This is a genomic window from Pseudomonas capeferrum, assembly GCF_013523055.1.
Classification (GTDB): domain Bacteria; phylum Pseudomonadota; class Gammaproteobacteria; order Pseudomonadales; family Pseudomonadaceae; genus Aquipseudomonas; species Aquipseudomonas capeferrum_A.
Genome location: NZ_JAAMQM010000005.1, coordinates 21589 through 34427 on the forward strand (window position 1 = coordinate 21589; position 12839 = coordinate 34427).

The 12839-nt window shown below is 60.5% G+C and carries 13 protein-coding genes; 6 read left to right on the forward strand and 7 right to left on the reverse strand.

Annotated features, from left to right (window positions below):
* Positions 1–295: 295 nt before the first annotated feature.
* The 3 genes from G7009_RS07045 to G7009_RS07055 all read left to right on the forward strand — a co-directional run bounded on the left by G7009_RS07045 (position 296) and on the right by G7009_RS07055 (position 2064).
* A complete protein-coding gene (locus tag G7009_RS07045; RefSeq protein ID WP_181129196.1) occupies positions 296–541 on the forward strand; it encodes a hypothetical protein in 246 nt (81 codons plus the stop codon).
* 19 nt (positions 542–560) lie between these two features.
* Entirely contained in the window at positions 561–812 is a 252-nt protein-coding gene (locus tag G7009_RS07050; protein WP_181129197.1) for a DUF3077 domain-containing protein, read from the forward strand.
* 367 nt (positions 813–1179) lie between these two features.
* Positions 1180–2064 carry an RHS repeat-associated core domain-containing protein gene (locus G7009_RS07055; protein WP_181129198.1) on the forward strand — a complete coding sequence of 295 codons (885 nt, stop codon included), beginning with the start codon at positions 1180–1182 and terminating at the stop codon, positions 2062–2064.
* Between the two features lie 116 nt (positions 2065–2180).
* Here G7009_RS07055 and G7009_RS07060 read toward each other — a convergent pair whose 3' ends face one another.
* Genes G7009_RS07060 through G7009_RS07075 form a run of 4 tightly spaced genes read right to left on the reverse strand, consistent with a single transcriptional unit; the run spans position 2181 to position 5312 of the window.
* Positions 2181–2921 carry a penicillin-binding protein activator LpoB gene (locus G7009_RS07060; protein WP_181129199.1) on the reverse strand — a complete coding sequence of 247 codons (741 nt, stop codon included), beginning with the start codon at positions 2919–2921 and terminating at the stop codon, positions 2181–2183.
* A 3-nt stretch (positions 2922–2924) separates the two neighbouring features.
* Positions 2925–3512, reverse strand: a complete 588-nt coding sequence (gene lpoB / locus G7009_RS07065; RefSeq protein ID WP_181129200.1) for a penicillin-binding protein activator LpoB — start codon at positions 3510–3512, stop codon at positions 2925–2927.
* Positions 3513–3533: 21 nt separating this feature from the next.
* Entirely contained in the window at positions 3534–3905 is a 372-nt protein-coding gene (locus G7009_RS07070) for a YcfL family protein (protein ID WP_181129201.1), read from the reverse strand.
* A 15-nt stretch (positions 3906–3920) separates the two neighbouring features.
* A complete protein-coding gene (locus G7009_RS07075) occupies positions 3921–5312 on the reverse strand; it encodes a COG3014 family protein (RefSeq protein ID WP_181129202.1) in 1392 nt (463 codons plus the stop codon).
* 451 nt (positions 5313–5763) lie between these two features.
* Between G7009_RS07075 and G7009_RS07080 the strand changes: the two genes are divergently transcribed.
* Positions 5764–6213 carry a YaiI/YqxD family protein gene (locus G7009_RS07080; RefSeq protein ID WP_181129203.1) on the forward strand — a complete coding sequence of 150 codons (450 nt, stop codon included), beginning with the start codon at positions 5764–5766 and terminating at the stop codon, positions 6211–6213.
* Positions 6214–6268: 55 nt separating this feature from the next.
* Here G7009_RS07080 and elbB read toward each other — a convergent pair whose 3' ends face one another.
* Positions 6269–6937, reverse strand: a complete 669-nt coding sequence (gene elbB / locus G7009_RS07085) for an isoprenoid biosynthesis glyoxalase ElbB (RefSeq protein WP_181129204.1) — start codon at positions 6935–6937, stop codon at positions 6269–6271.
* A gap of 256 nt (positions 6938–7193) precedes the next feature.
* Positions 7194–7817: a DedA family protein gene (locus G7009_RS07090; protein WP_308813318.1), complete on the reverse strand. Its 624-nt coding sequence runs from the start codon at positions 7815–7817 to the stop codon at positions 7194–7196.
* Positions 7818–8020: 203 nt separating this feature from the next.
* Between G7009_RS07090 and hemB the strand changes: the two genes are divergently transcribed.
* Together hemB and ppk1 are read left to right on the forward strand one after the other, a co-directional pair.
* The gene (gene hemB, locus G7009_RS07095; protein WP_181129206.1) at positions 8021–9031 is read left to right on the forward strand and encodes a porphobilinogen synthase; all 1011 of its coding nucleotides are present in this window, start codon (positions 8021–8023) and stop codon (positions 9029–9031) included.
* 19 nt (positions 9032–9050) lie between these two features.
* Complete coding sequence (gene ppk1 / locus G7009_RS07100; RefSeq protein WP_181129207.1) at positions 9051–11288, forward strand: polyphosphate kinase 1; 2238 nt, start codon at positions 9051–9053, stop codon at positions 11286–11288.
* On the opposite strand, the gene ppx is transcribed toward ppk1, so the two are convergent.
* The gene (gene ppx / locus G7009_RS07105) at positions 11275–12777 is read right to left on the reverse strand and encodes an exopolyphosphatase (RefSeq protein WP_181129497.1); all 1503 of its coding nucleotides are present in this window, start codon (positions 12775–12777) and stop codon (positions 11275–11277) included. The two genes, ppk1 and ppx, sit on opposite strands and share 14 nt — an antisense overlap.
* Positions 12778–12839 lie beyond the last annotated feature (62 nt).

Genomic DNA, 12839 nt, shown 5'->3' on the forward strand with positions numbered 1-12839 from the left:
TTACTGCTGTGAGGCTTCTGTTTGGCGCAACTTGGGAAGTATCCTACGTGCTTTACAGACGCTTCCGTGTTGCCGGGGAAATGCCTCAGGGCTAAGGTCGTCGAGTCGCCTTCGGGCGATCGGGCGTGAGACACCCGGGTCATGTGATAGCACTGTTTTATGGTGGTCGTGCGCGGGCAGGCTTTAGCCTGGCCGGTATTCATGTGTCCCGGGTCTCACTCCGCGTACGACTGCCACCCAATTCCGTGAGACGAGGAGGAAGGCAGTTCCTAAGCTGATAGAAAGGAGCTCAATCATGAAAAAGCTCGTGCCAGACCCACCCTTCACGCTCATCACCAATCCCTACTTCTCCATCCACAGCGACCTCATCCCGCCCGACGCCCTGGCCCTGGCCAGCGAGCTGCTATGCGGCGTCACGCAGACCATTGAAGAACACTGCCGCTCGCAGGCGGGCAAGCATGGCCTGGGAATGCTGTCCAACGCCTCGCACTCTGCCGAAATGGCCAGGACGCTCATCGAGCACGCCCTGGCCCGACTCTGATGGGCCGAGGCGTGACGAGATGAGCGATGAGGCAAAGACATGCACCATGACAGGTGTCGAGACCTTCTCGACGTTGTTCCAGATACGCCCTGACGTTCCTTTCGATCATGCTTTCGACGAGCTATCGGTGCTGCTGGGTTGCATCCGGCACCTGACTCTCAAGGCGGAAATGGAGGGCGACCGCCTGGCGGGCAGTGCTGCGCGTATTCTTAGCGCCTTCGCCAAGGCTCTGGTGAATGACATGGAACAAGGCATGAAAAGAAGGTTTTGAAACGGTACGCGACTGCCCGAGAGTGAGCTTGGTTCACTGCTGGGGCAGTTGCGTAAAACGCACATCAGTGAATCTGCCTGAATCATGCGGGCACTCTCTTCAGGAAATCCTCATTTTGTCGCCAAGGTTACGGAGCATCTGGTGTCAGCGCGTGATGCCACTTCACTAGATGCGAGAGCAACTGGCGGCTGCCAGGAAGCGGATAGGGATAGAGTAGGTTTCTGTCGCTAGGCATAGGATAGAGCGCCACTTCAGACGATAAAAGGTTGCCTTGAGTCTGTTCAGGGCTTCAGTCCTATCATTTTTGTCAGTAGCACGCCTACGATAAACCGAGGAAGCTATAGGAAATAGCTTCGGAAGTCTGTCAATGAGCCATCACTGTCAGGGTCAAATGGTACCTTCTTCTCATTACTTCTACCGTGAGAATTATCTAGTAACGCAAGTGCGCAATGAGATCTATCATACTATTGTGGGTGATCCTGAACTCCTTTGCGCGCAAATGACTATTAAAGGCTTCGGTAGAGAAGCCCTCTTGCTCGTCGTCGATACGCAGTTATCCGTTATCAAAGGCCAGACACGGAAGCAGCGGGTAGTGCTTGCCTATACGCCTTATGGCTTTAACCCATTGGTCTACGATAGTCGTATAGTTCCAGGGTTCAACGGCCAACCTAGAGATAGTACGACGGGGCACTATACCCTCGGGGCTGGTGTTCGTCAGTACAATCCCATGCTCATGCGGTTTAATAGCGCGGACAGTTGGAGCCCATTTGGAAACGGTGGGCTGAATGCGTATGCATATTGTGCTGGCGACCCGATAAATAGGATTGACCCTACAGGTCATATGCCTCATAGGCCTAAGTCAGGGCCAGGGTTAAAGCAATCAAAGCGACGAGCCTCTTATGCCAGAGACTCACAAGGCCCTTCGCCTGAAAGCAGCAAAAAATCCTCATCTAAGGCGAAGGCTGCTTCAAACGCACCCACTAAGTGGACATTGCGGGAGGATAAAATAAGGTCTACGAAGGAATTGCATAAGAGTGAGCAAGAAAAATACGAAAATTTTAAAAGTCTAATTGGCGATAATGGGTATCATCCGAAAACTGCCGCAGAGCTGGTGGGTGACATGAAATATACCCGCCTAGATAAAGGCACTGGCCTGCATGAGGTTCGCGTCAGCGGAGGTAATCGAGTGTCGTTTTACATCTATCCCAGTGAAAAGATAGTGGAGATACGAGAGGTGGGAGGTCATACCTAATAGGCGGCCAGTTAATTAAACTGAGCAATTAGTGATTTTGATCGCGGCTAATTCGACTCGCATGCAAAGAACGCCCAAGTCCTGTCTCCTTGGGCGTTGAGTTTTCTATCTGTCGATTATCGCAAAATGCGCGCCGGCTCATCCGGCGGCAGGTTGTTGCGTGGTATCGGGCGCTGTTCCGGCGGCATTACGCCAACCAGTTGCTCGCCCAGCTGCTTGGCCACATCCAGGCCGAGCTCCTTGGACACTTCACGCACCACCTTCGGCCGGTTGAGGCTCACCCGCACGTCCTGGCTGCTGACCAGCTTGGTGTCCTGCCCCTCGCCCATGGCGGTGAAGGCGGAGGTGATTTCGTACGTGCGGGTGTTGATCAGGCTGAAATCGGCCACCAGGGTCAGGCCGAGAATGGCCGAGTAGCTGTTGGTGTTGTCGATCGAGGTGATGTCACGCTGGAAGTCGATGTCCGACAGCGTCCCGAACAGCACGAAGTCGGCGCCCTTGAAGGCGCCGTTCTTGATGCGCTTGATGACGTCATAGACGTCTTCGCCGGCAGCGGCCGTATACGGCGTGCCCTGTACCAGCTGGAACATGCCGGACTTGAGGATTTCGCCCTTGATGTCACCGCTGAACTTGCGCAGTTCGGTCTGCTCGATGTAGCTCTGGCTGCTCTCGAACTCGTTGTAGCTCGATGAGCTGCTCGCGTGGTACATCCCGGCCTGGCTGCTGTTCTGCGCCGAGACCATGTGAATGTACTGCTCGACCCGCTCCTGATAAGCCAGGTCGGTGACCGCGACCTTTGGCGCCGCCTGCACGCCGAAGGCGCAGGCCAGGCCGATGATTGCCATCCATGTACGCATCGATCAGCGCTCCGTGGTCTTGCGGATTTCTTTCTCGTCCATCCATTCGGACAGGCCGCTTTCCACGTCGATCAGTTGCAGGCTGAACTTGTAGAACACGTCCTTGTAGTCGCTGCTGCGCTTGACGATCGAGCTGATCGAGCCTTCCAGGCGGTATTGGGCTGCGATCATGTTGCCGGTCTTGGCCACGGTATTCTTCTTGTACAGACCAGTCTGGTTCTGCAGCTTGAGCTGGTCGACCTGGCTCTGCATGTCGCTGTTGTCACTGGCGAAGCGGGCGGTGCCGGACTTCATCAGCTGAGTCTTGATCGAGGTGGTGATTTCGCGGGTATCGATGTACTCGCTGGTCTTGTTCTTCACGTCGTAGACCTGCACTACCGGGCGGGCATGCAGTACGCCAGACTGGGCCAGGGAGCGGGTCATGCTCTCGGCGATCATCTGCAGGTCGGTGGAACCGAACTCGTTGGTCACCAGTTCCACGGCCTTGGTGTCGCCGTAGCCGATGTTCTTGCTGCCCAGGACAGGGGAGGAGGTGCTGCAACCGCTGACCAGGGCGATGGTGAGAGCGGCGATGGAGATGCGTGCGAACATGAATGATGATCCTGCGAAAAGTTACTGGGTCTGCACTTCGATGCGGAAGTCGGTGGCCTGGGGAACCGGGGCGATGGCCGGCAGCACGGTCGCCTGCTTGCCATAGAGAGTCACGGTCTTCCAGCTTTCTTCAGCGGCGACGGGGAAACCGTCGTTGCCCAGCCAGGCAAAGCGGTAGTACATCGTCCGGTTGCTGCGGCTGGTATTGGTCAGCGACGCCTTCACGGTCATGAAGCCGTTTTCGCGGGCAACGCGCATCGGGCCGATGTCGATGTCGCTCAGCTTGCCCATGGTCACCACCTTGCTGGCGGCGCTGCCAGGCGCTGGCGGCGGCGGAGTAGCGCAGCCGGCCAGGGCGGCGGCTGCAATGAGGGCGAGGAAGGTCTTGCGCATATCGATCCTTGAAAATTACTTGAGAGTGGCAATGGCCTGGGCCTGGACGCGTGGTTCGACCTGGACGGCCGGACCGCCGGCGAACACCTGTTGGCCGACCACGCGCAGGGCGATGACCTGGTAAGGGCGGTCGATCTTCACCTTGATCTTGTTGCCACCTTGGCTGGATGGCAGGCTCAACAGGTGTTCACCCTGCGAGAGACGGACGCGCACGACCTGCGTCTCGTTGGGCAGCGTGCGCCAGGTACGTGTGTCGGCACCTTCGACGATGACCGAGGCTATGCCCATGGCCAGGCCTGCCAGGGGGCTGGCTTCGTTGAGCTTCTTCTGCGCGACACCGCGGCTGATGGCGCGCACGCTGGTGCGCAGGATGATCCCGGGCATGTCGTCACGCAGGGCGCGGCGCGACATGGCGCTGATGCTGTTGAGCGAGGTCAGGGCGAGCGGGCTGCTGTCGAGCTGGATTTCGCTGATCAGGCCGGTGGAAGCGTCTTCCTTGATGACCGGGAAGGACAGGGGCGTGATGACCAGGTTGCCGGCGATGGGCAAGGGCAGGGGGATTCTGACAGAGTCGCGTGCCGGCGCCAGGCCGCTTTGCACCACGATCAGTACATCGCTGTCGCTCGCCTTGCCTTTACGCTTGTCGAGATCGAGCAGCGCCTGCTCCAGCAGCGGGATGTTGGGGCGCAGTTCGGCCGCTTTGCGGTAACCCGGCGCGGCCAGGCCCTTTTCGCCCAGCGCTTCATAGACATAGCCGGACAGGTAGTGGCTGAAGGCGCTCTGGTAGCTGTTCTTCAGGCTGACCACTTCCGGTGCGTCGAGGCTTGCGACGGGATAGCCCTGGAGGTCCTTGTACTGGGTCCGTACACCTTCCTTCTCGGCCTCTTCCTCGCGCTTGAGATACTCCTTGTCGCGCAGCTCGGCGATCACCGCTTCGCGTTCGTGGGTCTTCTTGATCTCGGTGCGAGCGCCGTCGAAGTCGTTCTGGGCAAGCAGGTTCAAGGCCATCTGCGTGGTCAGCATGACTTTTTCGTAGTCGTAGCCTTCGTAGCGGCGGACCTTGTCATTGACCAGGTAGCTGCCGAACTGGCTCAGGTATTTCGCGGTATCCAGCTTGACCGACTCTTCCCACTTGAAGACCACGTCGTCAGCGGCACGCCAGGCGGCCTGGCTGCCGGTGTAGTCACCCTTGGAGCGCAGCAGCTCGCCTTTCTCGAAGTAGTAGAGAAGGTCCTTGTCGTCGCTCTTGTTGTTCTGCTCGAGAAGGGCCAGCGCCGCGTCGACATTGCCGGATGTCAGGTGCTGATTGGTTTCCTGCAACTCGCTGTCGTAGCTGCGGAAGGCGGAGCAACCGGTCAGTTGCAGGGCAGCGACAAGGGTCGCCAGGGTGAGGGCGCGGAATACCATCGAAGATCATCTTCCCTGAGTGAATGAATGCCGCCGAGGCGGGGCGGCAATTCCCTTTGACTGTCGTCAAATCCTCTTCTCGAGAGGTGCCGTTTGCCCGCTCGCCTCGCGAGGGGGGCGGCAGTATAAACGCTTTTGCAGGCAAAATAGTGGCCTTTTGGCTTCGGATGTCTCTGCTTGTGCCATCAGTCAAAATCTATTGGGCTGTAGGAATCGCCCCCGGTAGACGAAATTTTTCCCATGGAATTTTCGACGACGGTCGCCGCAAGGGCTTTGCGGTGGCGATTTTCCTGAGTGCGCAAGCCAAGGGCGCGGCACGCGTGACATAGCGCGCGCCAGGAAGCGTTCGGAGAATTTGAAGTGTGGTTGCCCGAAGCAGATACTAGGAACCGGTTTACCCGCAAGGCGGCCAAGGCCATCCTTGCATGCAACTGTTCCCAGGAAATTTCCCATGCGTGTATGGATCGATGCAGACGCCTGCCCAAAGGCCGCCAAGGACCAAGTGGTCAAGTTCGCGCTCAAGCGCAAGTTCGAGGTGCTGCTCGTGGCTGGCCAAGCCCAGATCAAACCGGCATTCGCCTGCGTGCAACTGATCGTCGTGCCCAGCGGCATGGATGCGGCGGACGACTATCTGGTCGAACACGCGGTGCCCGGTGATCTGGTGATCTGCAGTGACGTGCCGTTGGCGGACCGCTTGGTCAAGAAAGGCGTCGCCGCGCTCGACCCGCGTGGCCGCGAGTTCGACGAACGCAACATGGGCGATCGCCTGGCGGTGCGCAATCTCTTTACCGACCTACGCGAACAAGGCCAGGCGGGAGGCGGGCAGGGGCCTTATGGAGAGCGCGAAAAGCAGGCGTTCGCCAACTCGCTGGATCGTATCCTGACCCGGTTGGCCCGTTAGGTCTTTCCAAGGAACAGGGGAGCCGCGGCGCAGCTCCCGGGCAGCTTGTGGAAGGTTATTGATCGCCTTCGTGCGTCAGTTCCAGGACGCGATCCACGAGCTTGTAGATGCCGCCCGCCGCGTCGCTGATGGACTGGGCAAGCATGTAGGCCGGCGTTGTCACCAGCTTGCGTTGGGTATCTTCGACGATGTCATGGACATCGCATTCCTCATGGGTACCGCCCATCTTCACCACGGCCGCGCTGGTGTCAGCGTCGTTGCCGATGGTGCAGACCACTCCGGGACCGTAGATCTTGGCCGCCAGGGCAGGCGAAATGCAGATCAGGCCAACCGGCTTGCCCGCTTCCGCGAACGCTTCCGCAAGGGCCAGGACGTCAGGATTCACGACGCACTCGACGCCTTTGGTAGCAAAGTCCGACAGGTTCTTGGCTGCCCCGAAGCCTCCGGGGACGATCAGTGCGTCGAATTCGGCGGCATCCGCCTCACGGACGTCCTTGATCTGGCCGCGAGCGATGCGCGCCGACTCCACCAGGACATTGCGGGACTCCGGCATCTCTTCGCCGGTCAGGTGATCGATCACATGCATCTGGGCGACATCGGGCGCAAAACACTGCACCTGCGCTCCGCGCTGATCGAGGCGCAGCAAGGTGATCACGCTTTCGTGGATCTCGGCGCCGTCATACACGCCACAGCCGGAAAGAATCACCGCAACTTTCTTTTTCATGTCCATTTCTCCAATGTCGGGCGTCGTATGTCTCTAGTCTGGCAGATATGATCATGTGTTTTGAACATGACATCAGCGGCATGTTCACTCGCTCGAGAGTGAACGCCGGGCGTTGACGCTGGACAGGTAGGAGATCGCCCAGTCCGCCGGACTACGGCTGTCGCGCAGAGAACAAAGCCCTGAGGGACGATATATACCTTGGGGGAGCGGCGGTCCTGCTAATCAATGAGTTAGCGTTTGTTCTATGAGCGAAGGGTCAGGGCCTGTCGGAGTCCTGGCTGGATGACGATTGTTCATCGGTGGCCTGTGCCACCGCCTTGCGATCGGCACGCGCGGCGCGGAAGCGTCGCCGCAGCCAAAGCAGGGCGCCCAGCACCAGCAAGGCGCCCAGCACCCAGAGCTCGTACTTCTTCACGTTGCCCAGCAGACCCTCGAGGATGGCGCCGAAATGATAGGCCGCCGCGCCAAGCGCCAGCGCCCAGACGGCCGCGCCGATGCCGTTGAGCAGCAGATAGCGTCGGGGCGGATAGCCGGACAGCCCGATGGCCACCGGCATCACCGTGCGCAGGCCATAGACGAACCTGAAGCCCAGTACCCAGATGTCGGGATGACGGCGAATATGCTCCAGGGCACGATCGCCCAGCAGCTGCCAGCGTGGCTTGCGCGCCAGCAAGGCGCGGCCATGACGTCGGCCCATGAAGTACCAGAGCTGGTCGCCCGCGTAACTGCCGAAAAAGGCCGTCACTACCACCAGATTGATATCCATGTATCCACGGAACGCAAGAAAGCCCGCGAGAACCAGAATGGTCTCACCTTCAAAAAACGTGCCGAGAAAAAGGGCGAAGTAGCCGAAATCCTGCAGGAATTGTTGAAGCATGATCAGGGTGCTGGCGAAATGAACGCGCAGCCTACCCCTTCGCGCGCGTTCGTGAAAGTGTCCAAATGTGTCTCGACGTGAACAATTCGTGCGAGGAGAATGCCTGCGTCTACATGTCGCAAGTTGCTTTCGCCTGTCACACAGGCGTCATAATGGGCGCTTATAACTGTCGCGCTAGCCCGCCTGCGCGGGCTCAGGAGTCTGCCGTGAGCTTTACCCCCGCCAACCGTCTGTTCCCTGCCGCCCGCCTGCGCCGCAACCGTCGTGACGATTTTTCCCGTCGCATGGTTCGTGAAAACGTTCTGACCGTCGATGACCTGATCCTGCCCGTGTTCGTGCTGGACGGTGAAAATCGTCGCGAGGAAGTGCCGTCGATGCCCGGCGTCGAGCGGCTGTCGGTCGACCTCCTGCTGGAAGCGGCGCAACAGTGGGTGGAGCTGGGGATTCCGGCGCTTGCACTGTTTCCGGTCACGCCAGTGGAAAACAAGTCCCTGGACGGTGCCGAGGCCTGGAACCCGGACGGTATCGCCCAACGCGCCACTCGCGCGCTGCGCGCCCGCTTCCCGGAACTGGGAGTGATCACCGACGTCGCCCTCGATCCTTTCACCACCCATGGTCAGGATGGCATCCTCGACGAAGAGGGTTACGTCCAGAACGACATCACGGTGGATGCCCTGGTGCGCCAGGCTTTGTCGCATGCCGAGGCAGGCGCCCAGGTCGTGGCGCCCTCGGACATGATGGACGGCCGTCTGCAGGCGATCCGCGAGGCGCTCGAGCTGGCCGGCCATGTGAATGTGCGTATCATGGCGTATTCCGCCAAGTATGCCAGTGCCTACTACGGCCCCTTCCGCGATGCGGTGGGCTCGGCACTCAACCTGGGCAAGGCCAACAAGGCGTCCTACCAGATGGACCCGGCCAACAGCGACGAAGCCCTGCATGAAGTGGCCATGGACCTCGCCGAGGGCGCCGACATGGTCATGGTCAAGCCTGGCATGCCCTACCTGGACATCGTCCATCGTGTGAAAACCGAGTTCAAGGTCCCGACTTTCGTCTATCAGGTGAGCGGGGAATATGCCATGCACATGGCCGCCATCCAGAATGGCTGGCTCAGCGAAGCCGTCATTCTCGAGTCCCTGACCGCATTCAAACGGGCAGGCGCCGATGGCATCCTGACCTACTTCGCCGCTCGTGCCGCTCAATTGTTGAGAGGGCAGTAACGCCCTACGGGAACACCAGATGAATAACGAAGTGCTAACCCCTGTCGAGATTAAGGACGCCCAGGCGTTGCCCGAGCAGTCGGTGCAGACACCGCCGGACCTGGCGCAGGTCCCTGTGCCCGAGGCGCTGGTCGAGGCTGCGCCGGCGCTCCCCGTGCCGGCTCCGGCCATCGCCATTCCAAGTCTCGACGACAGCAGTCTGTACATTCATCGCGAGCTCTCGCAGCTGCAGTTCAATATTCGCGTGCTGGAACAGGCGCTGGACGAGTCCTATCCGCTGCTCGAGCGGCTGAAATTCCTGCTGATCTTCTCCAGCAACCTGGACGAGTTCTTCGAGATCCGCGTGGCGGGTCTCAAGAAGCAGATCACCTTCGCGCGTGAGCAGGCAGGTGCCGACGGCCTGCAACCGCACCAGGCGCTGGCGCGGATCAGCGAGCTGGTGCATACCGAGGTCGATCGCCAGTATGCGATCCTCAACGACATTCTGCTGCCGGAGCTGGAAAAGCATCAGATTCGTTTCATCCGTCGTCGCCACTGGACGACCAAGCTCAAGACCTGGGTGCGTCGCTACTTCCGTGACGAGATCGCGCCGATCATCACGCCGATCGGCCTGGACCCTACACACCCGTTCCCGTTGCTGGTCAACAAGAGCCTCAACTTCATCGTCGAGCTCGAAGGCATCGACGCCTTCGGGCGAGACTCGGGTCTGGCAATCATTCCCGCGCCGCGGCTGTTGCCTCGCGTGATTCGCGTCCCCGAGGACGTGGGAGGACCGGGCGCCAACTATGTGTTCCTGTCCTCGATGATCCATGCCCATGCCGATGACCTGTTCCAGGGCATGAAGGTCAAGGGTTGCTACCAGTTCCGTCTGACTCGAAACGCCGACCTGGCATTGGACTCGGAGGACGTCGAGGACTTGGCCCGGGCGCTGCGCGGTGAGCTCTTCTCGCGCCGCTATGGTGACGCCGTGCGCCTGGAAGTGGCCGATACCTGCCCCAAGCACCTGTCCGACTACCTGCTCAAGCAGTTCAACCTCAGCGAAAACGAGGTGTATCAGGTCAAGGGTCCGGTCAACCTGACCCGCCTGTTCAGCATCACGGGCCTGGACAGCCATCCCGAGCTGCAGTACACCCCATTCACGCCGGGCATCCCTAAACTGCTGCAAAACGCCGACAACATCTTCAGCGTGGTCAGCAAGCAGGACATCCTGCTGATGCACCCGTTCGAGTCGTTCACCCCGGTGATCGATCTGCTGCGCCAGGCGGCCAAGGACCCGCACGTGCTTGCCGTGCGTCAGACCCTGTATCGCAGTGGGGCCAACTCGGAGATCGTCGACGCGCTGGTCGACGCGGCGCGTAACGGCAAGGAAGTCACCGCGGTGATCGAGTTGCGGGCGCGCTTCGACGAAGAGTCCAACCTGCAGCTGGCCAGCCGCCTGCAAGCGGCGGGCGCGGTGGTGATCTACGGTGTGGTCGGCTACAAGACCCACGCCAAGATGATGCTCATCCTGCGTCGTGAGGCGGGCGAGATCGTCCGTTACGCCCACCTGGGGACCGGCAACTACCACGCCGGTAACGCGCGGCTGTACACCGACTACAGCCTGCTGACCTCCGACGATGCGCTGTGCGAGGACGTCGGCAAGCTGTTCAGCCAGCTGATCGGCATGGGCAAGACCTTGCGCATGAAGAAGCTGCTGCACGCGCCGTTCACCTTGAAGAAAGGCATGCTGGACATGATCGCCCGGGAGACCCAGTTCGCGCTCGAGGGCAAGCCGGCGCACATCATCGCCAAGTTCAACTCGCTGACCGATGCCAAGATCATCCGCGCGCTGTACAAGGCCAGCCAATCCGGTGTGCGTATCGATCTGGTGGTGCGCGGCATGTGCTGCCTACGCCCGGGGATCCCGGGGGTTTCGCACAATATCCAGGTACGCTCGATCATCGGTCGCTTCCTGGAACACACCCGGGTGTTCTATTTCCTCAATGGCGGTGAAGAGCAGATGTTCCTCTCCAGCGCCGACTGGATGGAGCGCAACCTGGACAGGCGTGTCGAGACTTGCTTCCCGGTAGAGGGCAAGAAGCTGGTGCTGAGGGTCAAGAAGGAGTTGGAGAGCTATCTTACCGACAACACCCACGCCTGGACGCTGCAGCCCGACGGTCGCTACGTGCGCAGCACGCCGACCGGCAACCAGAACCCGCGCAATGCCCAGGCCACTCTGCTGGAGCGCCTGAGCAACCCGGTCCTCAGCGTACGCTGAGGACGAAGCCGACCCGGGCCAGCCATTCCGCCTCGTTGGCGAAATCGGCCTGGGTCAGTTGGTTCTTCTCCAGCCAACCCTTGGGGAAGGCTACGTCGAGATTGTTGGCACCGGCCTGCAGGGCCACGGTTGGCATCTGCTGGGTGCCGCGAATGTGGTGGAACAGGATGGCGAAGCGCAGCAAAACGCACAGGCGGATCAACTTGACGCCCAGGTCGCCGAATTCGGCGAACTTGTCCCGAGGGATGTTGCGGCGGTGACCGCGGACCAATAGCGCCAGCATCAGTTGGTCTTCACGAGAGAAGCCGGCCAGGTCGGAGTGTTCGATCAGGTAAGCGCCATGCTTGTGGTAATGGTAGTGGGCGATGTCCAGGCCGACCTCATGCACCTTGGCTGCCCAGCCCAGCAGGTCGCGCCAGTTGCCCGCTTCCAGGTCCCAGGCCTTGGCCACCTGATCGAAGGCATGCAGCGCCTTGCGCTCGACGCGCGTGGCCTGGTCCTTGTCGACGTGATAGCGGTCCATCAGCGAGCCCAGGGTGCGCTCCCGTACGTCTTCGTGATGATAACGGCCCAGCAGGTCGTACAACACACCTTCGCGCAGCGCGCCATCGCAATGGTCCATGCGCTTGAGCTCCAGGGCATCGAAGATCGCCTCGAGAATGGCCATGCCTGCGGGGAAGATGGTGCGGCGGTCGGGCTTGACCCCGTCGAAGTCGATCTTGTCGGTCTCGCCGAGCTTGAACAGCTTGCGCTTGACCCAGGCCAGCCCCTCGGCATTGACCTCGCCATTGCCCAGGCCGCCGGCCTTGATCGCGGCGCCGATGGCGCGGATGGTACCGGAGGAGCCGATGGCTTCGTCCCAGGTCAGGCGGTGCAGGGCGTTTTCGATGCTCATCAGTTCCAGGCGCGCGGCGGTGTAGGCCTGGGCGTAGCGCGCCGGGGTAATCTTGCCGTCGCGGAAGTAGCGTTGGGTAAAGCTGACGCAGCCCATCTGCAGACTTTCGCGCAACAGTGGCTCGAAACGCTGGCCGATGATGAACTCGGTACTGCCGCCGCCGATATCGGCGACCAGGCGCTTGCCAGGATTGTCGGCCAGCGTGTGCGAAACGCCCAAGTAGATCAGGCGAGCCTCCTCGCGCCCCGAAATCACCTCCACCGGATGGCCGAGAATGGCTTCGGCGCGCTGGATGAAGCCCGCGCGGTTGCGGGCCTCGCGCAGGGCGTTGGTGCCGACGATGCGCACGGAGCCGGCCGGCATGCCGTTGATCAGCTGGGCAAAGCGCTTGAGGCAGTCGAGGCCGCGCTGCATGGCTTCTTCGCTCAACTGACGCTCTTCGTTGATGCCGGCGGCCAGCTGAACCTTCTCCCCCAGGCGCTCGAGAATGCGGATCTCGGTGTGGTGGGCCTTGGCCACGACCATGTGGAAGCTGTTGGAGCCAAGGTCGATGGCGGCGATAAGGGACAGGTTCTTCGCTTTGGTATGCGGCATGATCTGGATGTTCTCGGTCGATAACCCGGCAATCGTGCCACGATCCATGGCTGCCGCCAACG

Coding starts and splice junctions, on each gene's coding strand:
- G7009_RS07045 (WP_181129196.1), top strand. CDS start 296: ATGAAAAAGCTCGTGCCAGACCCACCCTTCACGCTCATCACCAATCCC.
- G7009_RS07050 (WP_181129197.1), top strand. CDS start 561: ATGAGCGATGAGGCAAAGACATGCACCATGACAGGTGTCGAGACCTTC.
- G7009_RS07055 (WP_181129198.1), top strand. CDS start 1,180: ATGAGCCATCACTGTCAGGGTCAAATGGTACCTTCTTCTCATTACTTC.
- G7009_RS07060 (WP_181129199.1), bottom strand. CDS start 2,921: ATGCGTACATGGATGGCAATCATCGGCCTGGCCTGCGCCTTCGGCGTG.
- lpoB (WP_181129200.1), bottom strand. CDS start 3,512: ATGTTCGCACGCATCTCCATCGCCGCTCTCACCATCGCCCTGGTCAGC.
- G7009_RS07070 (WP_181129201.1), bottom strand. CDS start 3,905: ATGCGCAAGACCTTCCTCGCCCTCATTGCAGCCGCCGCCCTGGCCGGC.
- G7009_RS07075 (WP_181129202.1), bottom strand. CDS start 5,312: ATGGTATTCCGCGCCCTCACCCTGGCGACCCTTGTCGCTGCCCTGCAA.
- G7009_RS07080 (WP_181129203.1), top strand. CDS start 5,764: ATGCGTGTATGGATCGATGCAGACGCCTGCCCAAAGGCCGCCAAGGAC.
- elbB (WP_181129204.1), bottom strand. CDS start 6,937: ATGAAAAAGAAAGTTGCGGTGATTCTTTCCGGCTGTGGCGTGTATGAC.
- ppk1 (WP_181129207.1), top strand. CDS start 9,051: ATGAATAACGAAGTGCTAACCCCTGTCGAGATTAAGGACGCCCAGGCG.
- ppx (WP_181129497.1), bottom strand. CDS start 12,777: ATGCCGCATACCAAAGCGAAGAACCTGTCCCTTATCGCCGCCATCGAC.